The sequence below is a fragment of the Micromonospora halotolerans genome (assembly GCF_032108445.1).
Taxonomy (GTDB): Bacteria; Actinomycetota; Actinomycetes; order Mycobacteriales; family Micromonosporaceae; genus Micromonospora; species Micromonospora halotolerans.
This window is the reverse complement of record NZ_CP134876.1, coordinates 3,668,555-3,692,235: the sequence shown is the minus strand read 5'-3', so window position 1 is coordinate 3,692,235 and position 23,681 is coordinate 3,668,555. Positions and strand designations below refer to the sequence as shown.

General features: G+C 75.4%; 19 protein-coding genes. 7 read left to right on the top strand and 12 right to left on the bottom strand.

Translation table 11 applies throughout. The annotated features are described in order from the left end of the window. The first annotated feature begins 58 nt into the window (after positions 1–58). Together RMN56_RS17525 and RMN56_RS17520 are read left to right on the top strand one after the other, a co-directional pair. On the top strand, positions 59–1,129 hold the full coding sequence (locus tag RMN56_RS17525) for a LacI family DNA-binding transcriptional regulator (protein WP_313718515.1): 1,071 nt from the start codon (positions 59–61) through the stop codon (positions 1,127–1,129). Positions 1,130–1,165: 36 nt separating this feature from the next. Then, positions 1,166–2,809: a glycoside hydrolase family 13 protein gene (locus tag RMN56_RS17520; protein WP_313724772.1), complete on the top strand. Its 1,644-nt coding sequence runs from the start codon at positions 1,166–1,168 to the stop codon at positions 2,807–2,809. An 84-nt stretch (positions 2,810–2,893) separates the two neighbouring features. Here RMN56_RS17520 and RMN56_RS17515 read toward each other — a convergent pair whose 3' ends face one another. The 4 genes from RMN56_RS17515 to xylA are packed head-to-tail and all read right to left on the bottom strand — an operon-like array spanning position 2,894 to position 8,162. Then, positions 2,894–4,309, bottom strand: a complete 1,416-nt coding sequence (locus tag RMN56_RS17515; protein WP_313718514.1) for an MFS transporter — start codon at positions 4,307–4,309, stop codon at positions 2,894–2,896. A 54-nt stretch (positions 4,310–4,363) separates the two neighbouring features. Further along, a complete protein-coding gene (locus tag RMN56_RS17510; RefSeq protein ID WP_313718513.1) occupies positions 4,364–5,473 on the bottom strand; it encodes a DUF5925 domain-containing protein in 1,110 nt (369 codons plus the stop codon). Positions 5,474–5,517: 44 nt separating this feature from the next. Beyond that, entirely contained in the window at positions 5,518–6,963 is a 1,446-nt protein-coding gene (gene xylB, locus RMN56_RS17505; RefSeq protein WP_313718512.1) for a xylulokinase, read from the bottom strand. A gap of 11 nt (positions 6,964–6,974) precedes the next feature. After that, complete coding sequence (gene xylA, locus RMN56_RS17500; protein ID WP_313718511.1) at positions 6,975–8,162, bottom strand: xylose isomerase; 1,188 nt, start codon at positions 8,160–8,162, stop codon at positions 6,975–6,977. Positions 8,163–8,214: 52 nt separating this feature from the next. Between xylA and RMN56_RS17495 the strand changes: the two genes are divergently transcribed. Both RMN56_RS17495 and RMN56_RS17490 read left to right on the top strand, forming a co-directional pair. Continuing rightward, the gene (locus RMN56_RS17495) at positions 8,215–9,474 is read left to right on the top strand and encodes an ROK family protein (protein ID WP_313718510.1); all 1,260 of its coding nucleotides are present in this window, start codon (positions 8,215–8,217) and stop codon (positions 9,472–9,474) included. 130 nt (positions 9,475–9,604) lie between these two features. Continuing rightward, positions 9,605–11,263, top strand: coding sequence for a PP2C family protein-serine/threonine phosphatase (locus RMN56_RS17490; protein ID WP_313718509.1), 1,659 nt, complete (start codon positions 9,605–9,607; stop codon positions 11,261–11,263). Here the strand turns inward: RMN56_RS17490 and RMN56_RS17485 are convergent. After that, positions 11,228–11,752 carry a MarR family winged helix-turn-helix transcriptional regulator gene (locus RMN56_RS17485; RefSeq protein ID WP_313718508.1) on the bottom strand — a complete coding sequence of 175 codons (525 nt, stop codon included), beginning with the start codon at positions 11,750–11,752 and terminating at the stop codon, positions 11,228–11,230. The genes RMN56_RS17490 and RMN56_RS17485 overlap by 36 nt on opposite strands. 95 nt (positions 11,753–11,847) lie before the next feature. Between RMN56_RS17485 and RMN56_RS17480 the strand changes: the two genes are divergently transcribed. Then, positions 11,848–12,978, top strand: coding sequence for a PP2C family protein-serine/threonine phosphatase (locus RMN56_RS17480; protein ID WP_313718507.1), 1,131 nt, complete (start codon positions 11,848–11,850; stop codon positions 12,976–12,978). A 22-nt stretch (positions 12,979–13,000) separates the two neighbouring features. Here the strand turns inward: RMN56_RS17480 and RMN56_RS17475 are convergent, their stop codons facing one another. The 7 genes from RMN56_RS17475 to RMN56_RS17445 all read right to left on the bottom strand — a co-directional run bounded on the left by RMN56_RS17475 (position 13,001) and on the right by RMN56_RS17445 (position 21,566). Continuing rightward, positions 13,001–14,485 (bottom strand): sugar transferase, encoded by a 1,485-nt coding sequence (locus tag RMN56_RS17475; RefSeq protein WP_313718506.1) that lies wholly within the window; start codon positions 14,483–14,485, stop codon positions 13,001–13,003. Between the two features lie 203 nt (positions 14,486–14,688). Continuing rightward, positions 14,689–16,443, bottom strand: a complete 1,755-nt coding sequence (locus RMN56_RS17470; protein WP_313718505.1) for a VWA domain-containing protein — start codon at positions 16,441–16,443, stop codon at positions 14,689–14,691. A gap of 177 nt (positions 16,444–16,620) precedes the next feature. Then, entirely contained in the window at positions 16,621–17,655 is a 1,035-nt protein-coding gene (locus tag RMN56_RS17465; protein WP_313718504.1) for a lactonase family protein, read from the bottom strand. A 115-nt stretch (positions 17,656–17,770) separates the two neighbouring features. Further along, the gene (locus tag RMN56_RS17460; RefSeq protein ID WP_107078959.1) at positions 17,771–18,373 is read right to left on the bottom strand and encodes a GTP-binding protein; all 603 of its coding nucleotides are present in this window, start codon (positions 18,371–18,373) and stop codon (positions 17,771–17,773) included. Further along, positions 18,354–18,740: a DUF742 domain-containing protein gene (locus tag RMN56_RS17455; RefSeq protein ID WP_262284692.1), complete on the bottom strand. Its 387-nt coding sequence runs from the start codon at positions 18,738–18,740 to the stop codon at positions 18,354–18,356. Before RMN56_RS17455 ends, RMN56_RS17460 begins: the two co-directional genes overlap by 20 nt. Continuing rightward, positions 18,730–19,146 carry a roadblock/LC7 domain-containing protein gene (locus tag RMN56_RS17450; protein ID WP_313718502.1) on the bottom strand — a complete coding sequence of 139 codons (417 nt, stop codon included), beginning with the start codon at positions 19,144–19,146 and terminating at the stop codon, positions 18,730–18,732. Before RMN56_RS17450 ends, RMN56_RS17455 begins: the two co-directional genes overlap by 11 nt. Continuing rightward, positions 19,146–21,566 carry a sensor histidine kinase gene (locus RMN56_RS17445; RefSeq protein ID WP_313718501.1) on the bottom strand — a complete coding sequence of 807 codons (2,421 nt, stop codon included), beginning with the start codon at positions 21,564–21,566 and terminating at the stop codon, positions 19,146–19,148. Before RMN56_RS17445 ends, RMN56_RS17450 begins: the two co-directional genes overlap by 1 nt. 436 nt (positions 21,567–22,002) lie before the next feature. Here RMN56_RS17445 and RMN56_RS17440 point away from each other — a divergent pair, with 436 nt between their 5' ends. Beyond that, on the top strand, positions 22,003–22,596 hold the full coding sequence (locus RMN56_RS17440) for a hypothetical protein (protein WP_313718500.1): 594 nt from the start codon (positions 22,003–22,005) through the stop codon (positions 22,594–22,596). 13 nt (positions 22,597–22,609) lie between these two features. Then, a complete protein-coding gene (locus RMN56_RS17435; protein WP_313718499.1) occupies positions 22,610–23,557 on the top strand; it encodes a hypothetical protein in 948 nt (315 codons plus the stop codon). The last annotated feature ends 124 nt before the right edge of the window (positions 23,558–23,681 follow it).

The following is a 23,681-nucleotide window of genomic DNA, read 5'->3' as shown; positions in this document are numbered from 1 at the left end:
TGCTCCGCCGCCGCCGGTCCCCCGGCGGCGGCGGGCGCGGGGTCGGAGCGGGGAGCCGATGACGAAGATTGACGATGTCGCCCGCCTGGCCGGGGTGTCCACGGCCACCGTCTCCCGGGCGCTGCGCGGCCTGCCGACGGTCTCGGCCGCGACGCGGCGCCGGGTCCTCGCCGCCGCCGAGCAGCTCCAGTACGCGGTCTCGCCGAGCGCCTCCCGGCTGGCTGGCGGGAAGACCGGCACGGTGGCCGTGGTGGTCCCCCGGATCACCCGCTGGTTCTTCGGCACCGTGGTCGAGGCGGTCGAGGACTACCTCCACCAGAACGGCTACGACCTGCTGCTCTACAACCTGGGCGGGCGGGAGCAGATCCGGCAGCGGGTGCTGCACCCGGCCAGCCTGCACAAGCGGGTGGACGCGATCATCCTGGTCGCCACCCCGCTGCGCCCGGCCGACCTGACCGCCCTGACCAAGCTGGCCCTGCCCGGCGTGACCATCAGCTCCGGCAGCGGTGTGCCCGGCTGGCCCTGCGTCCGCATCGACGACGTGGCCGCGGCGCGGACCGCCACCCGGCACCTGCTCGACCTGGGCCACACCCGGATCGCGCACATCTCCGGCGACCCGGACGACGAGCTGGCCTTCACCACCCACCTGGACCGGCGGCGCGGCTACGAGGAGGCACTGCGCGCCGCCGGGCTCCGGCCCGACCCGAGCCTCGACGTCGAGTCGCAGTTCAACGTCGACGGCGGCACCCGGGCCACCGCCGAGCTGCTGGCCCGGGGCGAGCCGCCGACCGCCATCTTCGCCGCCTGCGACGAGATGGCGATGGGCGCGATGACCGCCCTGCGCGACGCGGGGCTGCGGGTGCCCGAGGACGTCAGCGTGATCGGCATCGACGACCACGACCTGGCCGGGGTGCTCGGGCTGAGCACCATCGCCCAGCCGGCGGCGGAGCAGGGGTTGCTCGCCGCCCGCATGCTGCTCGACCCGCTGGGCGGGCGGGTCGCCAGCCCGTACGCCGGGCTGGTGCCGGCGCCGCGGGGCCCGGACGCCGACCCCCGGTCGCCGGCCTCGGTGATCCTGCCCACTCGCCTGGTGGTGCGCGAATCGACCGCGCCGCCCCGGGCAAACTGATCAGATTCGTCCCGTACGCACGACAGGGAGAAGGCGCTGAACACCGACGCGACGCAGGAGACCCCGGCCACCGGCTGGTGGACCGAGGCCGTCATCTACCAGATCTACCCGCGCTCGTTCGCCGACGCGAACGGCGACGGGATCGGCGACCTCCCCGGCATCACGGCACGCCTCGACCACCTCAGCGAGCTGGGCGTCGACGCGGTCTGGCTGTCGCCGTTCTACCCGTCCCCGCAGGCCGACGCCGGCTACGACGTGGCCGACTACCGGGACGTCGACCCGCTCTTCGGCACGCTGGCGGACGCCGACAAGATAATCGCCGAGGCCAGGGCGCGCGGCCTGCGGGTGATCGTCGACCTGGTGCCGAACCACACCTCGTCGCGGCACCGCTGGTTCCAGGCCGCCGTCGCTGCGGCGCCGGGCAGCCCGGAGCGGCAGCGCTACATCTTCCGCGACGGCAGGGGCCCGCAGGGCGCCGAGCCGCCGAACGACTGGGAGAGCGTCTTCGGCGGGCCGGCCTGGACCCGGCTGCCGGACGGCCAGTGGTACCTGCACCTCTTCGACACCGGCCAGCCCGACCTCAACTGGGACAACCCGGAGGTGCGCGCCGAGTTCCTGGACATCCTCCGGTTCTGGCTGGACCGGGGCGTCGACGGGTTCCGGGTCGACGTGGCGCACGGCCTCATCAAGCAGGCCGACCTGGCCGACTGGCAGGAACCGCAGGAGATCCTCTCCGGTCCGGACGTGGACAAGCCGCGCCCGCCCATGTGGGACCAGGACGGCGTGCACGACATCTACCGGGAGTGGCGGCGGCTGCTCGACTCCTACGACGGGGAGCGGATCCTGGTCGCGGAGGCGTGGGTGGAGCCGGCCGAGCGGCTGGCCCGCTACGTGCGGCCGGACGAGATGCACCAGGCGTTCAACTTCGAATATCTGCTGGCCGCCTGGACCGCCACCGCCCAGTACGCGGTGATCACCCGCTCGCTGGAGGCCACCGACAGCGTCGGCGCCCCGACCACCTGGGTGCTGTCCAACCACGACGTGGTCCGGCACGCCTCCCGGCTCGGGCTCGCCGTCGGCGGCGGCCGCCCGAACGGGATCGGCATCGGCGACCCGCAGCCCGACGCCGCGCTCGGCCTGCGCCGGGCCCGCGCGGCCAGCCTGCTCATGCTCGCCCTGCCCGGCTCCGCCTACCTCTACCAGGGTGAGGAGCTGGGGCTGCCGGAGCACACCACGCTGCCCGACGAGGCCCGGCAGGACCCGACCTGGGAGCGCAGCCTGCACACCCAGCGCGGCCGGGACGGCTGCCGGGTGCCGATCCCGTGGGAGGCCGACGCCCCGTCGTACGGCTTCGGGCCGACCGACGCGAGCTGGCTCCCGCAGCCGCCGAGCTGGGCCGAGTACGCGCTCGACCGGCAGCGCGGGGTCGACGGCTCCACCTACGAGCTGTACCGGACGGCCCTGCGGCTGCGCCGCGAGCACGGCCTGGCGCGGGGGCCGCTGCGCTGGCTCTCCTCCGGCGACGAGGTACTGACCTTCACCAACGGCGGGCTCACCGTGCTGACCAACTTCGGCGCGGAGCCGGTGCCGCTGCCCGCCGGCGCCGAGGTGCTGGCGTCGAGCGCCCCGCTGGCGGGCGACGGCGTCCCCACCGACGTGACCGTCTGGTTGCGCGCCTGACCATGCAAGCAGGGGCCCCTTCTTAACGCTGGGCGTTAAGAAGGGGCCCCTGCTATACGCGAGGCGTTAAGAGGGGGCCCTTCCTTACAGGCGGTCGGCGCGGGTGTGCAGGAGGTCGTGGACCGACTCGATGTCCCCCGGTGAGGTGCGGGCGGCCAGCCAGTACATGAACCCGGTCGGGATGAAGAAGAGCTGGAACGCGGCCAGCCCGACGGCGTAGTTCAGCGGCGGCGGGAAGGCCGCCCGCAGCGCCCCGAAGGCCACCCCGACCAGCCCGTTGCCGGCCGCCCGGCCGACCCCGTTGACCAGGTTGCCGAGGCTGTAGACCGTGCCCCGGTGCTCCGGCGGGTTGACGTCGGCGATCAGCGCGAACCAGTTGGGCGAGTTGGCCGAGGTGAGCGCGAGGGCGAGCACGGCGGTGAGCAGGCTCAGCCCCACCGTGGGCTCGGTGAGCACGCTGCTCAGCACCGCCGCGATGATCGCGCCGGAGCTGCCGCCGTCCGGCACGTCGATCCGGATCGGCACGAAGAACAGGACCAGGTAGAACGGCACGGCCGCGAGGATGCCCACGGCCGCGACCAGGGCCCGGCCGCTCGGCGTACGCCGTTGCAGCGCGTCGCCGGCCAGGCCGCCCACGATGGAGAGCACCCCGCCGAGCTGGAACAGGGTGGCGAAGACGCTGCCCACCACCACGGCGGTGGCCGCCGAGTAGCCCTGCGCCTCGGCCCGCTGGCTGAACAGCACGGGCAGCCAGACCAGCGAGCCGAAGGCGGCCTGCGCGGTCAGCCCCTGGAGGACCAACCAGCGGTTGGTCCGCCGGGCCAGGATCCGGGGCAGGTCGGCGCGGCTGATCCGGTAGTCGTACTCGCCACCCGCGTCGAGCGCCGCGGCCAGCTCCGGCTCGCTCTGCCCGCGCCGGATGTCGTACGTGAACAGGTACGCCACCGTGGCGAGCAGGCCGACCGCGGTGAGCACCAGGAACGGCCGCCGCCAGTCCGTGGCGCCGAGCAGGCCGCCGGTCAGCGTGCCGGCGAGCGTGCCGACGCCCTGGGACAGGCCCCAGAAGCTCATCACCAGGCCCCGGCGGCGCGGCGAGATCAGGTCGGTGACCACGGAGAAGCCGACCGAGCCGACCGCGCCCAACCCGATCGCGGCGACGAGCTGGGCGGCCAGGAACGCCGGGTAGTGCTGGGCCAGGGCGCTGCCCCCGGTGCCGGCCGCCCAGATCAGCGTGCCGACCATGAGCAGCGGCTTGCGGTCGGTGCGGTCGCCGACGTACGCCCAGGCCACCGCGGCGACCGCGCTGACCAGGAAGCTGACCGCGGTGACCAGGCCGAGCAGCCGCTGCGACACCCCGAGCGCGCCGGAGATCGGCCCGTACAGCGGCGGGACCAGGCCGATGGCCACGTTGTCCAGCGAGGCGAGCACCACGAACACCACCACGCTGTAGAACCGGTGCGCCGCGTTCCCCCGCCGGGAGACCCTCGTGCCGCTGCTCATGCCGGGCAGCCAATCAGGTGCGGGTCACGGCCGGAACACGGACCCCCGTTCCGGTCAGAGGTAGCCGCCGATCTCGACCGGCACCGCGCCGGCCGGCGCCGTCCCGGCGCGGAGCGCGTACAGCTCGGCGAGGGTGGCACCCTGTGCCGGGACGCCGGCGGAGGTGCCAAGCCAGTCGGCCCCCTCGGCGTGCGACAGCGGGCCCACCTCGATCCGGGCCAGGCAGCGCCCGGGCCGGGTCACCGCCGGGTGCAGCCGGGACAGGTCCTCGTTGGTGGTGATCGCCACCAGCACGTTGCGCCCCTGGCCGAGCAGCCCGTCGGTCAGGTTCAGCAGGCGGGACAGGGCCTGCCCGGTCGTCTGCCGGGCCTCCGCCCGGATCAGCTCGTCGCAGTCCTCGAGGACGAGCAGCCGCCACCGGCGCCGGTCCTCGCCGTCGTCGCCCTCCTCGTGCTCCCCCACCGCCACCTCGGCGAGGTAGGCGGGATCGCCGAAGAGCACCTCGGGGTCGAGGACGCAGTCCACCTGGCACCACTCGCGCCACTCGCGGGCGAGCGCGCGCAACGCCGTGGTCTTCCCGGTGCCCGGGGGCCCGTGCATGAGCAGCAGCCGGCCGGCGACCGTCTCGGGGGTCGCCACCATCAGGGCGTCCAGCCGGGTCGCCGCCGCGGCCGGATAGTTGGCCCGGATCTCGGCCCAGGTGGGCGTGGTGATCCGCCGGGTGTCCCGCTGGGCACCGCGCCGGGGGTTCTGGTGCCAGAAGCCGATCGGGCCGGTGTCCCGCTGCACCGGCTCGGCCCCGCCCGTGACGATCTCGTCGAGGACGGCCGCGCCGGTCGCCTCGTCGACGGCGGTGACCGTCACCTCCGCGCCCCGGCCGCGCCAGCTCACCACCCGTACCGTCCAGCCGTCGCCACCGGCGAGGCGGGCCTCCCGGTTGCGCTCGATGGCCGTCCGGGTCAGCGTCGCCCGCTCGGGCACCAGCCGGGCCCCGGCCCGGACCTTGGCCAGGCGGACCGTACGCGCCCAGGGGTGGCGGCCGGTGACGAAGTCGGTCAGCAGCAGCGTGTCGATGACGTCGCCCGGGCTGTCGACGTCGTCGTACTGGAAGACGGGCAGCGGGCTGCGCCGGGCGGCGTCTCCGGGCGGGGAAGTCGATGGCACGCCCCGATGATCCCTACCGGTCGGCCGCCCGGCATCCCCTTTTATCACCCCGCCCGGTCGACCACCCGGTCCCGGGCCAGGGCGTAGCGCTCGCGGATGGCGGAAACGCCCGGCGACGCGTACTCCTCGGTGTCGCCCGCCGGCCAGGTGGGCGGCGCCGCGCCACCCAGGGCGACCCAGGCGGCCTGGCGGGCGGCCCCGTCGGCGACGTACTCCCCGGGCGGGGGCACGACCACGGGGCGGCCGAAGACCTGCGGGGCGATCCGCCGCACGGCGGCGGAGCGGGCCCCGCCGCCAACCAGGATGATCCGGTCGGCGCGGGCGCCCTGCGCGGTCAGCGCGTCGAGGCCGTCGGCGAGCGCGCAGAGCATGCCCTCGACGGCGGCCCGGGCCAGGTGCGCCGGGGTCGAGGTGCCCAGGGTGAGCCCGTGCAGCGCGGCGGTGGCGGTGGGCCGGTCCGGGGTCCGTTCCCCCTCCAGGTACGGCACCATGACCAGCCCGCCGGCGCCGGGCGGGGCGGCCAGCGCCAGCTCGCTCAGGGTGGCCAGGTCGACGCCGAGCAGCGTGGCGGCGGCGTCGAGCACGCGCGCGGCGTTGAGCGTGCAGACCAGCGGCAGGAACCGGCCGGTCGCGTCGGCGAAGCCGGCCACCGCCCCGCTCGGATCGGCGGCCGGAGTGTCGGCGACCGCGAAGACGGTGCCCGAGGTGCCGATCGAGACGACCACGTCGCCCCGGCCGGCCCCGGCGCCGAGCGCGGCGGCGGCGTTGTCGCCGGTGCCCGGCCCCAGCAGGACCGGGCCGCCGGGGCTCGCGCCGGCGCCGAACGCCGCCGGGTCGAGGTGGCCGGCCACCTCGGCCGGGCCCAGCACGACCGGCACCCGCAGCCGCCGGCCGAAGGCGCGTTCCAGCAGGTCGAGGCGGTACTCCCCGGTACGCGGCGACCAGTAGCCGGTGCCGCTGGCGTCGCCGCGGTCGGTGCGCAGCGCGGCCAGCCCGGGTGCGCCGGCCAGCCGCCAGGTGAGCCAGTCGTGCGGCAGGCAGACGGCGGCCACCCGGTCGGCGTTGGCCGGCTCGTGCCGGGCCAGCCAGCGCAGCTTGGTGGCGGTGAAGCTGGCCACCGGCACCGAGCCGGTCGCGTCGGCCCAGAATCGGCGGCCGGCCTCCCCGCCGCCGGCCTCCTCGACCAGCTCCCGGGCGGCGTCGGCGGAGCGGGTGTCGTTCCAGAGCAGCGCCGGGCGGACCACCTGCCCCGCCTCGTCCAGGCAGACCATGCCGTGCTGCTGGCCGCCGACCGAGACGGCGGCCACGTCGGCCAGCCCGCCGGCCTCGGCGACGGCCGCCCGCAGGGCGTCCCACCAGGCGTGCGGGTCGACCTCGGTGCCCTCCGGGTGCGGCGCGCGGCCCCGCCGGACCAGCGCGCCGGTCTCCGCGTCCCGGATCACCACCTTGCAGGACTGGGTCGACGAGTCGATCCCGGCGACGAGCGGCATGGCGACCCGCCTCAGCGCGCGCCGAGCAGGTGCTCGACGGCGAGCTGGTTGAGCCGGACGAAACCGTAGCCCTGCGCACCGGCCGCCTGCGGGTCGAACTCCTCGAACGCGGCGCGGTCGGCGAGCAGGTCGGCGTAGCTCTCGCCCGCACCCAGCGTCGGGGCGGCGAGTTCGGAGACCTTGCTGGCGGCCAGCGCCTCGGCCACCTCCGGATCGGCCCGGAACGCGGCGGCCCGCTCCTTGAGCAGCAGGTAGGTGCTCATGTTCGCCGCCGCGGAGGCCCACACCCCGCTGATGTCCTCGGTGCGGGAGGGCTTGTAGTCGAAGTGCCGGGGGCCGTCGTACGCGGGGCCGCCGTTCGGGCCGCCGTGCTCCAGCAGGTCGACCAGGGCGAACGCGTTGAGCAGGTCGCCGTGGCCGAAGACCAGGTCCTGGTCGTACTTGATGCCGCGCTGGCCGTTCAGGTCGATGTGGAACAGCTTGCCCTGCCAGAGCGCCTGGGCGATGCCGTGCGCGAAGTTCAGCCCGGCCATCTGCTCGTGGCCGACCTCGGGGTTGAGGCCCACCAGCTCCGGGCGGGCCAGGGTGGAGATGAACGCGAGCGCGTGGCCGACGGTGGGCAGCAGGATGTCGCCGCGCGGCTCGTTCGGCTTGGGCTCGATGGCGAAGCGCAGGTCGTAGCCCTGGTCGACGACGTACTGGCAGAGCAGGTCGACCGCCTCGCGGTAGCGGTCCAGCGCGGCGCGGATGTCCTTGGCCAGGTCGTACTCGGCGCCCTCCCGGCCGCCCCACATGACGAAGGTGCGGGCGCCCAGCTCGGCGGCCAGGTCGACGTTGCGCAGCACCTTGCGCAGCGCGTAGCGGCGTACCGAGCGGTCGTTGCTGGTGAAGCCGCCGTCCTTGAACACCGGGTGGGTGAAGAGGTTGGTGGTGACCATGGGCACCACCAGGCCGGTCTCGTCGAGGGCCTTGCGGAACCGGGACAGGTGGGCGTCGCGGGTGGCGGCGTCCGCGCCGAACGGGACGAGGTCGTCGTCGTGGAAGGTGATCCCGTACGCGCCCAGCTCGGCCAGCCGGTGGACGGCCTCGACGGCGCCCAGCTCGGGTCGGGTGGCGTCGCCGAACGGGTCGCGGGCCGTCCAGCCCACCGTCCAGAGACCGAACGAGAACTTGTCCGCGGGGGTGGGACGGGGCGCCATGGGGACCTCCGGGTGGTGGTGTCGTCCGCAATTTGTTCAGTGGTTGAATTAAATGACCACGCTGTGGCACTGTCAAGGGGTGACCAGCCCCAGCACCGCCGGCGCGGTCCGCCAGGGCAGCCTGCGCGAGCTCAACCTCGCCGTCGTGCTCCGGCGGATCGCCACCGCCGACCGACCGCCGTCCCGCGCCGGAATCGCCGCCGAAACCGGGCTGACCCGGGCCACCGTCTCCGCCGTCGTGGACGACCTCATCGCCGGCCGGCTGGTCGCCGAGGCCGAACCCGCGCCGCGCACCGGGGCCGGGCGGCCCGCCCGCGGGCTGGTGCTGGCCGCCGACGGCCCGGCCGGGCTCGGCCTGGAGGTGAACGTCGACTACCTGGCCGCCTGCGTGGTCGACCTCACCGGGGCGGTCCGGCACCACCTGGTGCGCCGCGCCGACCTGCGCCCGGTCTCCCCCGCCGACGCCCTGGAGCGGCTCGCCGCCCTGGCCGCCGAGGCCCGCGCCGCCGCCGCACGCGACGGGCTGACCCTGGCCGGCGCGGCGCTCGCCGTACCGGGCCTGGTCGACGGCGGCGGCCTGGTCCGGCTCGCCCCCAACCTCGGCTGGCGGGACGTCGACGTGCCCGCCCTGCTCGCCGGGCGCCCGCTCGCCGAGCCGGTCGCCGGCATCCCCCCGCTGGTGGTCGACAACGAGGCCAACCTGGCCGCCCTCGGCGAGCTGCACGCCGGCCCACCGGGCTCGACCAGCTTCCTGCACATCACCGGCGAGATCGGCATCGGCGCCGGGATCGTGCTGGACGGGGTGCTCTACCGGGGCGCGCGCGGCTGGAGCGGCGAGATCGGTCACATCCCGGTGCAGCCGCAGGGGCGGCCGTGCCGCTGCGGCGGCCAGGGCTGCCTGGAGCGGTACGCGGGCCAGGAGGCCATCCTGGCCGCCGCCGGCCTGACCGGCGCGGACCTGCCCGCGGACACCGCCGCCACCCGGCTGGCCGACCTGGCCGGGGCGGGCGACCCGGCCGCGCTGACCGCCCTGGCGGATGCCGGGACCGCCCTCGGGGTGGCCGTGGCGGGCGTGGTGAACCTGCTGGACCTGGACACCGTGGTGCTCGGCGGCGGATACGCCCCGCTCGCCCCCTGGCTGCGCCCGCCCGTGGTCGCGGAGATCTCCCGGCGGGTGCTCACCGCCGCCTGGTCCCCGGTGACGGTGCGCCCGGCGGCGCTCGGGGCGCGCTCCGCGGCGGTCGGTGGGGCCGCCTCGGTGGTCCGCCGGGTGGTGGACCGTCCGGTCGCCTGGCTGGCCCGTTCCGGCTGACCGCGGCGCTCCTCCGTGGGCTTCCGGCGCCCCCGCTCGGTACGCTTGCCGCCAGGCAACGGATCGCGATCGAGGAGTGCACCGACAGCATGCGCACGGTTCGACAGACCGAAGCGCCCCGCCCCCGGCGATGAGGACCGCCCGACCGTCGGCCGGGGCCGCGCTGCCGGACGACTCCCGGCTCGCCCGCGAACTGCTGGACGGGCTCGCCGAGGCCGTCGTGACCACCGACCGGGCCGGCGTCGTCACCCTGGTCAACGCCGCGGCCGCGGAACTCCTCCCCGAGCTCTCCCCCGGCGTCGACCTGGCCAACTGCCCGGTGCCCGCGCTGGCGGACGCCGTGCGCGGCGACGGCGGGACCTTCGACGCCGAGCACCACGGCCGGCGGTTGCGTGGCGTCCGGCGCCGGCTGGCCGCCGGCACCTGCGCCTGGTACGTGCGGGACGTCACCGAGGAGCAGGCGCGCGACGACGCGCTGCGGGCCGAGCGGTCCCGCACCGCCTTCCTGGCCCAGGCGGGCAGCCGCCTCGGGCTCTCCCTGCACCGGGACCAGACGCTGCGCGCCGCCGTCACCCTCCCGGTGCCCCACCTGGCCGACGCCGCCGTGGCCGTGCACCGCCCGTCCCCGCCCGCCGAGGACCTGCCGCACTGGGTCCGGTACGCCGCCGACGAGCCCGGCCCGGTCACCGGCGTCGCCGGCTGGCCGGTGGTCGAGTCGGCGCCCGGCCTGGTCGAGGCGCTCGACGGCGACGCCACCGAGTCCGGCCCCTGGCTCGACGCCGAGCTGGCCGAGCTGGGCGAGCTGCTGCCCGCGGGTTTCGGCCGGCCCGGCGCCGTGCTGATCAGCCCGATGCGCAGCGCCGGCGGCCCGGCCGGCGCGCTCATCCTGGCCCGCCGTCCCGGGCGGAGCGGCTTCGACCCGCGCGAGGTCGAGCTGGCGCGGGAGTTCGCGGCCCGGGCTGGCGCCGCGCTGGCGGCGGCCGACCTCTACGGGGAGCAGGCGAACCTGGCCCGCGTGCTCCAGAACAGCCTCCTCCCCCCGGACCTGCCGCCGCTTCCCGGGATGACGCTGGCCGGCGGCTACCGTGCCGCCGGGGACACGCTGCGCATCGGGGGCGACTTCTACGACCTCTTCCCCACCCCCGGCGGCGGCCTCTTCGCCCTCGGCGACGTGTGCGGCAAGGGGGTCGGCGCGGCCGTGCTGACCGGGCGGGTACGCCAGTCGCTGCAGACCCTGCGGCTGGTCGAGCAACGCCCGCGGGAGCTGATGGAACTGCTCAACCACGCGCTGCTGGACGCACCCGACGCGGCCCGCCGGGCCCAGTTCACCACCCTCCTGCTGGGCGCCCTGACCCGCGAGCCGGGCGGCGGGCTGCTGGTCCGGGTGGCCGGCGGCGGCCACCCGGCCCCGCTGGTGGTCCGCACCGACGGCCGGATCGAGCCGGTCCGGGTCGGCGGCATGCCGGTCGGCGCGCTGACCGCGGCCCGCTTCGTCGAGGCGGAGGTACGCCTGGCCCCGGGCGACGTGCTGGTGGCGTACACCGACGGGGTGACCGAGGCCCGGGGCGGGCCCAGCCGGCTGGAGATGTTCGGCGACGCCCGGCTGCGGCGGGCGCTCGCGTCCGGAGCCGGGCTGCCGCCCGCCGCGCTGGTCGACCGGCTGCTCCAGCTCGTCGACGAGTGGCTCGACGGCCAGGTGCACGACGACGTCGCCATGCTGGTCGTGGCGGCGGGAGGGCCCGGCCCGGGCCGGTCAGGCGGTGCGGGCCACCGGCGGCTCGCCGGGTGACTCCGGCTCGGGCTGCGGGTCGCCGATCCGCTCCCCCGATGGCTGGAGCACCGGCCAGCCCTCCGCCGCGGCGGCCTCCCCGCGTCGGGCGACCTCGTCGAACTCGCGCATCCCGCGCACCAGCGCCGCCCGCCCCTCCGGGCTCATGCCGACCAGGATCCGGTCCAGCCGCTGGCGCCGGTCGGCGCGCAGCTCGCCGAGGAGCCGGGTGGCCGCCGGGGTGAGGTGCAGGGCGATCTCGCGCCGGTCGTACCGGCCCGGCTCCCGCTCCAGCATGCCGGCCGCCACCAGCCGGTCGCAGAGCCGGCTGGCGGAGGAGAGCAGCATGTCGGTCAGCGTGGCGAGCCGGCGGAGGTTGATCCCGTCGTACTGCTCGACGACCATGACCGCGCGCAACTGGGCACCGGAGAGCCGGCTCGTGGTCCGCTCCCGGGCCGCCTCCCAGACAGCCAGCAGGGTGCCCGCCGCCTCGTCGAGGTCGGCGGCCATACTCGCATCAGGTCCCTGGGGACCGCGTTCTTCGGCCATGGTGGGCCCGAGACTACCCGCCTCACCAGGCCGACGACCTGTGCAAAGGAGCAAAGATGAGCGGACCGGAGGATCGGGCACGGCGGAGCCTCACCGAGGCGCCGACCGACCAGCTCGTCGACCGGCTCGCCGCCGAGCTGGAACGGTCGTACGGGATCACCCGCACCGAGCTGTACCAGGTCGACTACCGGTTGGCCGCGCTGCTGCCGCTGGGCGGGGGTGAGTCGATCGTCACCCCCGGCCACCCGGCCTGGCGCTGCTTCGACCACCAGGAGCCCATCGTGTCGGAGGGCACCGGCTGGTTCCCGGTCGGGATGCGCGGCGAGCGGCGCGGGGTGCTCCGGATCGCACCGGTGCCGGCTGACCCGGCCGCCCTGGCCGAGCTGGACGCCGTCGCCACCGCTCTCGGGCACGAGCTGGCCGCCGTGGCGGCCACCACGGACATCTACCTGACCGCCCGGCGCAGCCGCCGGCTCACCCTGGCCGCCGAGATGCAGTGGGAGCTGCTGCCCGGCCGCAGCCGGATCCGCCCCTCCTTCAGCCTGGCCGGCCAGCTGGAGCCCGCGTACGCGGTGCGCGGCGACGGCTTCGACTGGTCCGACGACGGCCACCGGCTCTGGCTGTCGGTGATCAACGGCTCGGGCGAGGGGGTGGCCGCCTCGATGCTCACCTCGCTGGCCACCCACGCGCTGCGCAACGCCCGCCGCGCCCAGCTGGGGCTGGCCGACCAGGCCGCCCTCGCGGACCAGGCGATCTACGCGCTGCACCGGGGCGAGCAGCACCTCTCCGCGCTCCTGCTGGAGCTGGACCTGGCGACCGGGACGCTGAACGTGGTCGACGCCGGCTCGCCCCGCCTGGTGCTGCTGCGCGACGGCGAGGTGACCGAGCAGGTCCTGGACAAGCAGTTCCCGCTCGGCATGTTCGAGGGCACCGACTACCGGGAGCAGCGCTTCGAGCTGCAGCGCGGGGACCGGCTCTTCGTGGTCAGCGACGGGGTCATCGACGCCACCCAGGAGCGGATCCGCTACGGCGAGACCGCGCTGGACCGCTTCCTGCGGCGCACCGGGCCGATGGAGCCGCTGGACGCCGTCCGGTCGCTGATCGGCGACCTGCGCGCCTTCGTGGCCGGCGACCTGGTCGACGACGCGGTGGTGGTCTGCCTGGACTGGCTCGGCCCGCAGCCCTGACCGGCCCCGGCCGCCCGCCGGGTCAGTACGCGCCGCGGCTGTTGACCACCGCGCCGAACGTCTTCCAGAGGATGGTGAGGTCGGCGGCCAGAGACCAGTTCTCCACGTAGTAGAGGTCGAGCCGGATGCCGTCCTCCCAGCTCAGGTCGGACCGGCCGCTGACCTGCCAGAGGCCGGTCATGCCGGGCTTGACCAGCAGCCGGCGGGCCACGTCGCCGTCGTAGCGGGCCACCTCGGAGGGCAGCGGCGGGCGCGGACCGACCAGGCTCATCTGGCCGAGCAGCACGTTGGCCAGCTGGGGCAGCTCGTCCAGGGACCACTTGCGCAGCAGCCGGCCCACCCGGGTCACCCGGGGGTCGTCGCGCATTTTGAACATCAGGCCGTCGGTCTCGTTGCGTGCGGCCAGCTCGGCGAGCAGGGCGTCGGCGTTGACGACCATGGTGCGGAACTTGAAGACGCCGAACTCCTTGCCGCCCTGACCGACCCGGGTCTGGCGGAACAGCACCGGGCCGCGGCTGTCCAGCTTGATGGCCAGGGCGATCACCGCCAGCAGCGGCGACAGCAGGAGCAGGGCGATCAGCGAGATCGACCGGTCGACGAAACCCTTGACCAGCTTGCGGGCGCCCCGGAACTCGGGCGCCTCGACGTGGATCAGCGGCAGGCCGGCCACCGGCCGGGTGTGGATGCGCGGGCCGGCGACGTCGGTGAGCGCCGGGGCCACCACGAGGTCGACACCCGTGCCCTCCAGCTGCCAGCCCAGCCGGCGCAGCCGGGCCGCGGTCAGCTCGCCCGAGGCGGTGACCGCCACGGTGTCCGCGCCGATCGCGGTGGCCGCCTCCGGGATGCCCCGGAAGGAGCCCACCACCGGCACGTCGCCCAGCCGCTGCGGCACCGGGGCGAGCAGCGCGTCCGGGATGCAGGCGCCGACGACCTGGTAGCCGGCGTAGGGCTCGCGGCGCAGCGTGTGCACCAGCTCCAGCACGTGCGCGGTGTCGCCGACCACCAGCACCTTGCGGGACCAGCCGGCGCCCCGGTCGCGGGCGCGGTGCAGCCGCTTGCGGGCGGCGAACCGGGCCACCTCCAGGCCGAGCGTGCCGACCGCGAAGGAGATGGCCAGGAAGCCGCGGGAGACCCCCACGTCGGCGATGTAGCCGGCGATGGCGATGCCGCCGGCCAGCCGCAGGCTCGCCGCGCTGACCCGCCGGTACTCGTCGGCGCCGTAGCCCAGCACCTGGTCGTCGTAGCAGCGCATCGCCTTGAGCGAAACCAGCCAGACCAGCAGCAGGGCGGGCGCGACCACCACGTAGGGGATCTCGGAGCCGCTCGGTTCCTCGTCGCCGAACCGGGCCACGTACCCGATCAGGATGGCGACGGTCAGCACGGCGGTGTCCAGCACCGCCAGGACCCGGATGTAGGCCCGCTCCGCGGCGCGCGTCGTCGGTCCGGGGCGGTCGCCACCGGGTCGCGACGACGTGCTGGCGGGGGTCAACAGCGTCGCCGAGGTCACCGGCCCTCCCCACTTCGCTCAGGACGACCCCGCGCCGCGCGGTCCCGGTGGGGATCCCGCGGTTCGGAGCACCCGGTCATCTTGCCTCGACAATTATGGTTACCGATTGCTTCGGACACATTGCCGTCAGTTCTCTTCTACCGAGAAGCGTTCCGCCGTACCGGATCTGCCGGTACGGCGGAACACCCTCACTGAGTGCCGGATCAGCGCGGCGCCGGCGGCCGCAGCGCGATCGCCTGCAGGAAGATCTCACCGATCTTGCTCGGGTCGGTCGTGACGAAGGCGCCACCGCCGGTCTCCTTGGTGATCGACGTGAGCTCGGCGAGGCTGACCTCGGTGCCGATGCCGATGATGATCACCTGGACCGGCTGCTCCTCGTCGCGCAGCTGCTTGAGCTGGCTCAGCAGGGCCTTCTGGGAGATGCCGTGGTCATCCTCGTTCTTGCCGTCGGTGAACAGCACGATCGAGTTGACCTTGCCGGGCTCCCAGTCCTGCTGGACCTTCTTGTAGGCCGCCAGCATCGTGTCGTAGAGGCCGGTGTTGCCGCTCGAGGGCCGGATCGCGGCCAGGCGCTGCTGGATCGGGCCGCGGTTGCTCGACAGCGGCTTGATCCCGATCAGCTCGCGGTAGTCCTGCGATCCGTTCAGATTGGTGGAGAAGGTCCACAGGCCGATCGACCAGGAGTCGTCGAAGAGCCCCAGGCCCTGACTCGCGGCGGCGACGGTGACCTGCTCCCGGCTGGCGCCGCCGGCGGTCGCCACCGGCTTCTTCATCGAGCCGGAGACGTCGATGACGCAGAGCATGCGGCCGGACTGGGTCGCCACCGACCAGGTGGTGGTCGCCTTCTGGATGGCGACCGGGTCCAGGTCGGCCGCGCCGCCCTGCCCGGCCGCCGGGATGGCGGTCGCGCCGCCGTTCGCCGGGCTCGGCGCACCCTGCGGCGCCTTGAACCCGTCGCCCCAGTTGCCGTCCGGCGCCCGCAGGGCCTGACCGGCCAGCCGGTTCTTGAAGCCCGGGGTGCGCAGCACCTCGAAGAGCACCCGGGCGGCCGACGCCTTGGTCGGCTCGATGCCGGGCAGCACGGCGAACGGGTAGTCCAGCGCGATCGGATCGGGCTTGAGGTAGAGCGCCGCCAGCGGGATCGGCGGCTTGGTGTTGTTGTACGCGATCACGTCCTCTTCCGACAGCGCCGCCGCGCCCAGCGCGTTGGCGATGGCCGTCGGGTCCGACGAGCGCGGGAAGCGGGCCAGGAGGTCCTCCCGCAGCGAGGAGCGGTTGGTGGCCAGCGCCCGCAGGGCACCAACCATCGCCTCCTGGGCCTTCGGCGAGCCGGCGGCGCCCGTGGCGCTCGCGGCGGCGGTCAGCGAGAGCAGCCCGGACAGGCCGGCGGCGTCCTGGGTCGGCTCGACGATCCCGGCACGCAACGGCTTGCCGCTGGTGACCTGGCCCAGCAGGTCGGTCCAGCGCAGCTCCTTGTCCGGCCAGCCGACCCGGGAGGCCACCGGCTCGGGCAGGGCGACCACCACCGGACTGCGGGCGATCGAGGCGCCGTTGGCCGGCGCGAACGCGGTGGCGCCGCCGCTCTTGAGCCGCAGCAGCCAGGTGGAGGAGTCGGGCACCCAGACGTCCGGCGTGACCACGGTGCCGCTGGCCTGCCCGACCCCGGCCAGGGTGGCGCCGTGCTTGCTCGCCACCGCGGCGGCGACGTCGACCGGCTCGGCGGAGGAGACGTTCACGGCGATGCAGGTCTCGCCGACGGCCGCGCCGTCGGCGACCCACTGGTCGGCCGCTCCGCGCACGGCGGGGGCGATCTCCGGGGCCGCCGCGACGGACAGCTCGATCCGCCCCGAGCAGTTCGGGCCGGCCAGCTGCTGATAACCGAACCAGGAGCCGGCTACGACGACGACGAGCGCGGTGGCCGCGGCAACGGCACCTGCCCCACGGAGGTTCGAACGCATGCGATGGCGGCCAGACACGGTGACCATCTTGCGTATCTCGTGGGGTTAGTGCCACAACCGTTCGGACGAAAGTTACGCAGGAGAAACAGTTGATCGCCAAATCATCACATTGAGTGAGTGGTCAGTCATCCCAGGTGATCAAAGTCCACTGCGGACGGTGTTCCGGTGACTGCCCCGTCACGGACGGACACAGGTGGGACTCGCCACCGGCACCGGCTCGCCCACGGGCTCCGGCACGCCGGTGCCCGGGTCCACCCGGAAGATCCTGATCATGCCGGCCCGCTCGTCGGCCACGTAGAGGTGCTCGCCGGTCCGGGCGAAGTGCCGGGGCCACTCCCCGCCGGTGTCCACCTCGGCCACCAGCTCGGGCGCCTCGCCGTTTAGCGCGAACACCGCGACCGTGCCCACACCCCGGTTGCCCACGTAGAGGAAACGGCCGTCCGGCCCGACGGCGACCTCGGAGGGCTGCACGTGCCCGGCCCGGCCGCTGGCGTCCACCCGGACCCGCTGGTGCAGCCCGTCCGGGGTCAGGTCGTACGCGGTGACCGTCCCGTCCAGCTCGCCGACGAGCCAGCAGCGCCGCCCGTCGGGGTGCCGGGCCAGGTGCCGGGGCCCGGTGCCGGCCGGCGTCCGCAGTCGGGGGGCGCGGGGCACCAGCCGCCCCGAGGGGACGTCGAGGTCGTACCGGTAGACCGAGTCGGTGCCCAGGTCGACGGCGAGCAGCGGACCGGCCGCCGGGTCGGGCGAGACCATGTGGCAGTGCGCCTGCTCCTGCCGCTCCGGGTCGGCGCCGTGCCCCTCGTGCCGGACCAGGTCGCTGCGCTCCCCCGGCGTGCCGTCGGCGTCGAGAGGGAAGACCGCCACGCTTCCGCCGCCGTAGTTCGCCACGAACAGGTGCCGGCCGTCCGGTGCCACCGCCAGATGGCAGGGCTCCGCCCCGCCGGTCGGGCGTGCGCCGAGCGGGTCGAGGTCGCCGTCCGGACCGGTCCGGAAGGCGCTGACCTGCCCCTCGGCCAGCTCGTTGACCGCATAGAGCACCGGCAGCGCCGGATGCCGGACGAGGAACGACGGCGACGGGGTGACCGCCACCGTGCCGAGCGGGGTCAGCGCCCCCGTCGCCGGGTCGCGCCGGGCGGCGACGATGCCCTCGGCCCGCCCGCCCGACTCCGCCGTGTAGCCCCCGATGTGGACGATCGCGTCCTGCCCGGTCACCGCTCCCACCTTCCGCCGTCCCATCGTTGATCCAACCAGAGCCTTCCCGGTGAGCCGGCAGGTTAGGCGTCATTCCCGGCGCCGGCTTTCCGGCCGAGCCGGCGGGCGCGGCGGGTCAGCCCACCGGCACCGGCTCGCCGCGCTGCCGCGCGACGTGCTCGACCAGCGAGATCAGCACCAGCTTGCCGGACTGCCGGTCCCGGGCGTCGCAGAGCACCAGCGGCACGTCCGGGTCCAGGTCCAGGGCGTCGCGGACCGCCTCCAGGCTGAACCGGCGGGACCCGTCGAAGCAGTTCACACCCACCACGAACGGGATGCCCCGCTGCTCGAAGTAGTCGATCGAGGGGAAGCAGTCGGCCAGCCGCCGGGTGTCGGCCAGCACCACGGCGCCGAGCGCTCCGAACGCCAGCTCGTCCCAGAGGAACCAGAACCGGTCCTGCCCCGGGGTGCCGAAGAGGTAGACCTGCAGGTCGTCGTTGATGGTGATGCGGCCGAAGTCCATCGCCACGGTGGTGGTCGACTTCTGCTCCACCCCGGAGACGTCGTCGGTGCCGATGCCGGCGCCGGTCAGCACCTCCTCGGTCTGCAACGGCCGGACCTCGCTCAACGCGCTCACCAGCGTCGTCTTGCCCGCGCCGAAGCCACCGGCGATGAGGATCTTCAGAGCCAGCGGCACCCGCGGCGCGGCCGGCTCCCGGTCAAAGCGCACGGAGTCCACTGACCACCGCCTTGAGGATGTTGTCGTCGGGCAGGTGGGCGGCGGCCGGCCGGCGCACGGTGACCAGCCCCCGGGCGAGGAGGTCGCCGAGCAGCACCCGGACCACGCCGACGGCGAGATCCAGGTCGGCGGCGAGGTCGGCCACGGCCACCGGTCGGCGGGCCAGTTCGGCGAGGCGCCGGTGCTCCGGCTGGAGACCGGGCACGCCGGCCGGGTCGGCCCCCGGCGTGGTCAGCACGAACGCCACCAGGTCGAAGCCGTCGACCGGCGGGCGCACCCGGCCACCGGTCACGGTGTACGGGCGGACCACGGGGCCGGCGGCGGCGTCCAGCCACTCGTGCTGCGGGCCCGGCGACTCAGCCCGCATCGGTCGCCGCCGTGCGGGCCGGTGCGCTGAGGTTCTCGCCGACCCGGATGACCAGCATGGCCATCTCGTACGCCACCAGGCCGATGTCGGCGTCGGCGTCGCTCACCACGGCCAGGCAGGCGCCCTGCCCGGCGGCCGTGACGAACAGGTAGGCCGACTCCATCTCCACCACGGTCTGCCGGACCGCGCCGCCACCCACGTGCCGGGTGGCCCCCTTGGCGAGGCTGGAGAAACCGGAGGCCAGGGCGCAGAGGTGTTCCGCGTCGGTGCGGTCCAGCTCGGCGGACGCGCCGAGCATGAGGCCGTCCGCCGACAGCACCACCGCCTGGCGGGCGCCCGGCACCCGCTCCACCAGGTCGTCGAGCAACCAGTCGAGATCGGCGTTCTGCCGCGTCGTGTGCACCACTAGGCGTCCCTCTCAGTCGCGGTTCGTTGGTCCGGAGCCGCCGCCGGTTCGGGCGGGGAGGGCTCGGTGGCCCGGGTACGGGCCGCGTCGGTGGGCGGAGCGCCGGCCCGGCCCGGGGCGGCGGTGGGGTCGGCGGCCGGACCGCCCGCCGCCGCCGGGGCGGGCCGGCTGCGGGCGGCGCCGGGGTCGGTGGCGGCGCGGGAGCCGTCGCGGCGGCCCCGGGCGGTGCCGGCCTGGAGCGCGGACATGGCGCGCCGGGCCTCCTCGGGCGGGCGGTGGGCCGGGTTGTCCGCGACGACCGGCCGGGGGCGGGCCGCCGGCCCGCGCCGACGGACCCGGCGGGGCAGGCCGTCGGCGTCCGCCGGCGTCTCGACGGCGGAGGGTCGGCCGGCGGGCAGCGGCACGACCGCCGACTCGGGGCGGTCCCGGCCGGGCCGGGAAGCCCGCGTCCGGGGGACCGTGGCCAACCGGGTCACCTTGGCCATCCGCCGGTCGTCCCGCCCGGGCCGGTCGGCGTCCGGGCCGGTCGGGCCGATCGCCGGCTCGGCGGTGATCAGGTCCGACGGGACGAACACGGCGGCCGTGATCCCGCCGGGCGCGGCGGGGCGGAGCTCGACCCGGACGCCGTGCCGGGCGGCCAGCCGGGCGACCACGAAGTGGCCGAGCCGGGCGCTGTCGGTCGGGTCGAACTCCGGGGCGTGGGACAGCTTGCGGTTGGCGTCCGCCAGGGCCGTCGGCGACATGCCGAGCCCCCGGTCGGTGATCTCGACGGTGTAGCCGCCGGGCACCGTGCGGCCGGTGATGGTCACCCGGCTGCCCGGCGGGGAGAAGACGGTGGCGTTCTCGACCAGCTCGGCGAGCAGGTGGATCAGGTCGCCGACGGCACGGCCGAGCACACCGGCCGGCCGGACCTCGCCCACGTCGACCCGGTCGTACGACTCGACCTCGGAGATCGCGCCGCGCACCACGTCGACCGCGGCGACCGGGTTGCGCCAGCCCCGGCCGGGGGCCGCGCCGGCCAGGATGACCAGGTCCTCGGCGTGCCGCCGGAGCCGGGTGGCGAGGTGGTCGACCTGGAACAGCCCGGCCAGCTCGTCCGGGTCCTCGGTCCGCCGCTCCAGCCGGTCCAGCAGCGCCAGCTGCCGGTGCACCAGGCCCTGACTGCGCCGGGCGATGTTCAGGAAGACCTCGTTGAGGCCGCGACGCAGGGTGACCTCGTCGACGGCGGCCTGCACGGCCGTGCGGCGCACCTCGTTGAAGGCGCGCCCCACCTGGCCGATCTCGTCGCCGCCGTGGTCCAGCTCGGGCGCCTCGCGGGCGACGTCGACCTCCTCGCCGCGGCGCAGCCGGGCCACCACGTCGGGCAGACGGTGCTCGGCCATCTCCAGCGCGGCGGTGCGGACCCCGGTGAGCCGGCGGTCCAGGGACCGGCCGACCCGCAGCGCCACCAGCACGCAGACCACGATGGCGACCAGGCCGAGCACCCCGGCGGCCGCCAGCCGGACCAGGATCTGGACGGCCATGGGCACGGACCGCTCGGTGAGGGTGTCCGCGCCGCGCAGCTCGAAGTCCCGCAGGCCCTGCGAGACCGCGGCGTGGCTGGTCTCCCAGGCCCGGATGTCGAACCCGGCCGGCAGGTCGCGGGCGCGGACCAGGGTGTCCTGAAGGGCGCGCAGCCGGACGAACGCCTCCCCCTCGGTGAGTCGCTGGTAACCGGTCCGTTCGGCGGGCGGCAGGTCGGCCACCGCGTTCTCGGCCAGGAAGCGCTGGTTCTCGATGGTGCGGACCAGCTGCTCGTGCTCACCCTCGGCGTACCGGCCCGCGGTGACCGCGCCGGCCAGCAGCGCGTCGGCCTGGCCGAGCAGCTCCCGGGACCGGCCGAGCCCGGTGAGCGCCAGCGCCTGCCGGTTGAGCTGGGCGTCGGGCAGCGTGGCCATGGCGGCGAAGGTCTGGAAGGCGGAGCCGATCATCCCGCTGTAGAGTCCGACGGCGCCGGCCTGGTCCACCTTCCGGCCGTCGATGAAGCCCCGCCCGGCGGGCAGCGCGTCGAGGGCCGAGACCAGCTGGTCGAGCCGGGCGTCGAGCAGGTCGTCGGCGGCGTCGCGGAGCTTGTCCCCGTCGACCCGGCGGCGCAGCTCGGCGATCGCCCGGTCGGTGCGGACGCGCTGCTCGGCCAGAGCGGGCAGGGCGGTGTCGCCGGCGAGCTGGACGACCGAGAGCCGGCGTTCCCGTTGCAGCTCGGCGACCACGCTCTCACCGGGCCGGCCCAGGTCATAGAGGAGGGTGCGTGCGGCGAGCAGGTCGAGGGCCGGCCCGAAGGTCAGCGTGGTGGCGAAGATCCACAGTGCCAGCAGCCCGGTCACCGGACCGATGACCAGCGCGGTCAGCTTGGCGCGGATCGGCCAGTCTCGGGTGTTCATCCAACCTCGCCCGGGGGAAGGTGTCGCAGGGGTGGCGCCGGCACCGGCCGGAGGGCCGCGACGCCGGGCCCCGGCCCGGGCGCCTTGGGCAGGATACGTAATCCCAGCCGGATGCACTACCGGCCGTCTCGCCCCTCACTACGGTCCGGAATGTTCGCTGTGGACACCGTTGGACGGCACGGCACCGCCGGAAGGGACCGGCGGGATTTCGTCCACAAGGGGCGTACCGGAGGCCGCTCGCCGGCCGCGCCGCGCGCCGCCCGGTTCGTCACCCGGACGCCGCTTCTGGGGTCGGTCCACCTTTCGCGGCGCGAAACGGACGTGTGCCCGGCCGTGCCGTGGGCAGGCGCCGGGGGCACGATCGCGCAGGAAAGTACCCCCGATCGGGATTGACGATCACGGACCGGAGGGAATACCAGCGGGCGAAGGAGGAGCCATGTCGCCCACCCAGGTAGTCGTCATAGTCATCGTCGTTCTGGTGCTCGCGGCGCTCGCCGCGGTCGCCGTGGTCGCCAGCCGCCGCCGGGCCCTCAGGCAGCGTTTCGGCCCCGAGTACGACCGGGCCGTCGCCGAGCAGGACAGCCGCGGCGCCGCCGAGCGGGAGCTGCGGGAACGGGAACGCCGCCACGCCGAGCTGGAGCTGACCCCGCTCAGCCCGGAGTCGCGGGCCCGGTACGCCGCCGCCTGGGAGGAACTCCAGGTGCGTTTCGTCGACTCCCCCGCGGAAACCGTCGGCGACGCCGACGAACTGGTCACCCGGCTGATCGCGGAGCGCGGGTACCCCACCGGGGACTTCTCCGAACAGATCGCCCACCTTTCCGTCGAGCACGCCCAAACCCTCACCCACTACCGCGACGCCCACGACATCCGGCTGCGCAACGAGCGCGGCGAGGCCGGCACCGAGGATCTCCGGCAGGCGCTCGTGCACTACCGCGCCCTCTTCGCCGACCTGCTCGGCGAGGACCCAGTCGGGCACCAGCCGCCGGAGCAGCGCCACCCCGACCACGAGCACGACGCCACGAGCCGCTGAGGAGGCCGCCGCCATGCGTCAGGAAGAGCAGCAGGTCACGCAGGACCACCCCGAGGCCGTCCGGTCCACTCCGGTGCCGGTCCCGCCCTCCGGCGACCGGACCGTCGGCGACGGGCCCGGGGCCGACCGGGCCGACGTGCCCGAGGACGCTCTGGACGACCGGGGCACCTTCGACGACCCGGCGGTCGCCGACGAGCGCGCCGAGCGCCGGGACGCGGAATCCGACGAGACCCGGGCGTACGACGCCGGGGAGCTCAGCGACGCGGAGGCCGCCGACGCCGACGACCGGCCGGTGTACCACGACCCCGCGCCGCTGCCGACCGCCTTCGGGGCGACCTCGGTGGGCGACGCGGTGGCCGCCTCCGCGATGGCCAGCGGCCGGCCCGAGGACGAGCGGGACCCGCGCGGCGAGGACACCGCCGTGCCGGGCGACGGCGCGCCGGGCCGGACCGACGCGTTCGACGACGAGCGGGCCGACCCGACGGCGGGCGACCGGCTGCACGACCCGGACCGTTGGGAGGCGGCCCACCCTGGCGGGGCGTCCGACGACGCACCGGCCGCCGCCGGGGCCGGGTACGGCAGCGCCGAGCCGGCGATGGTCGACCCGGACACGAGCACCGCCGCGGCCGGCGCGGGCGCGGCCGGCGCCCTGGCCGGTGCGGCCCGGCCCACGCCGGGCGCCGTGCCGGCCGACGCGGCCACCCTCTTCGCCGAGGAGACCGCCCAGGACTTCCGGGACCGCTGGCGGGACGTCCAGCTCCGCTTCGTGGACGACCCGCAGGCGGCGGTCGGCGAGGCGCAGTCGCTGGTCGAGGAGGCCATCGAGGCGCTCTCCGCCGCGCTGCGCGAGCAGAAGACCAGGCTGGGCAGCTGGCAGGAGTCCGGCTCGACCGACACCGAGCAGCTCAGGGTCGCCGTGCGCGGCTACCGGGACTTCCTGGACCGGGTCCTGGGCCGCTGACGACACCGCTCCGCGGAGCCCCGGCCGGTAAAACGGCCGGGGCTCCGCCATGTGCGACAGACCGCACTCCCGGCATGAAATTTCCCCCAAGTGGGTACGTGCGGGCGCAGCCTCGCCACGGAGG

What these genes read in the sequence shown, in the direction of transcription:
- xylB (WP_313718512.1), bottom strand. Translation starts at nt 6,963, where the DNA reads ATGCCGCTCGTCGCCGGGATCGACTCGTCGACCCAGTCCTGCAAGGTG.
- RMN56_RS17490 (WP_313718509.1), top strand. Translation starts at nt 9,605, where the DNA reads ATGAGGACCGCCCGACCGTCGGCCGGGGCCGCGCTGCCGGACGACTCC.
- RMN56_RS17525 (WP_313718515.1), top strand. Translation starts at nt 59, where the DNA reads ATGACGAAGATTGACGATGTCGCCCGCCTGGCCGGGGTGTCCACGGCC.
- RMN56_RS17445 (WP_313718501.1), bottom strand. Translation starts at nt 21,566, where the DNA reads ATGAACACCCGAGACTGGCCGATCCGCGCCAAGCTGACCGCGCTGGTC.
- RMN56_RS17480 (WP_313718507.1), top strand. Translation starts at nt 11,848, where the DNA reads ATGAGCGGACCGGAGGATCGGGCACGGCGGAGCCTCACCGAGGCGCCG.
- RMN56_RS17485 (WP_313718508.1), bottom strand. Translation starts at nt 11,752, where the DNA reads ATGGCCGCCGACCTCGACGAGGCGGCGGGCACCCTGCTGGCTGTCTGG.
- RMN56_RS17435 (WP_313718499.1), top strand. Translation starts at nt 22,610, where the DNA reads ATGCGTCAGGAAGAGCAGCAGGTCACGCAGGACCACCCCGAGGCCGTC.
- RMN56_RS17455 (WP_262284692.1), bottom strand. Translation starts at nt 18,740, where the DNA reads ATGCGGGCTGAGTCGCCGGGCCCGCAGCACGAGTGGCTGGACGCCGCC.
- RMN56_RS17515 (WP_313718514.1), bottom strand. Translation starts at nt 4,309, where the DNA reads ATGAGCAGCGGCACGAGGGTCTCCCGGCGGGGGAACGCGGCGCACCGG.
- RMN56_RS17470 (WP_313718505.1), bottom strand. Translation starts at nt 16,443, where the DNA reads ATGCGTTCGAACCTCCGTGGGGCAGGTGCCGTTGCCGCGGCCACCGCG.
- RMN56_RS17495 (WP_313718510.1), top strand. Translation starts at nt 8,215, where the DNA reads ATGACCACGCTGTGGCACTGTCAAGGGGTGACCAGCCCCAGCACCGCC.
- xylA (WP_313718511.1), bottom strand. Translation starts at nt 8,162, where the DNA reads ATGGCGCCCCGTCCCACCCCCGCGGACAAGTTCTCGTTCGGTCTCTGG.
- RMN56_RS17440 (WP_313718500.1), top strand. Translation starts at nt 22,003, where the DNA reads ATGTCGCCCACCCAGGTAGTCGTCATAGTCATCGTCGTTCTGGTGCTC.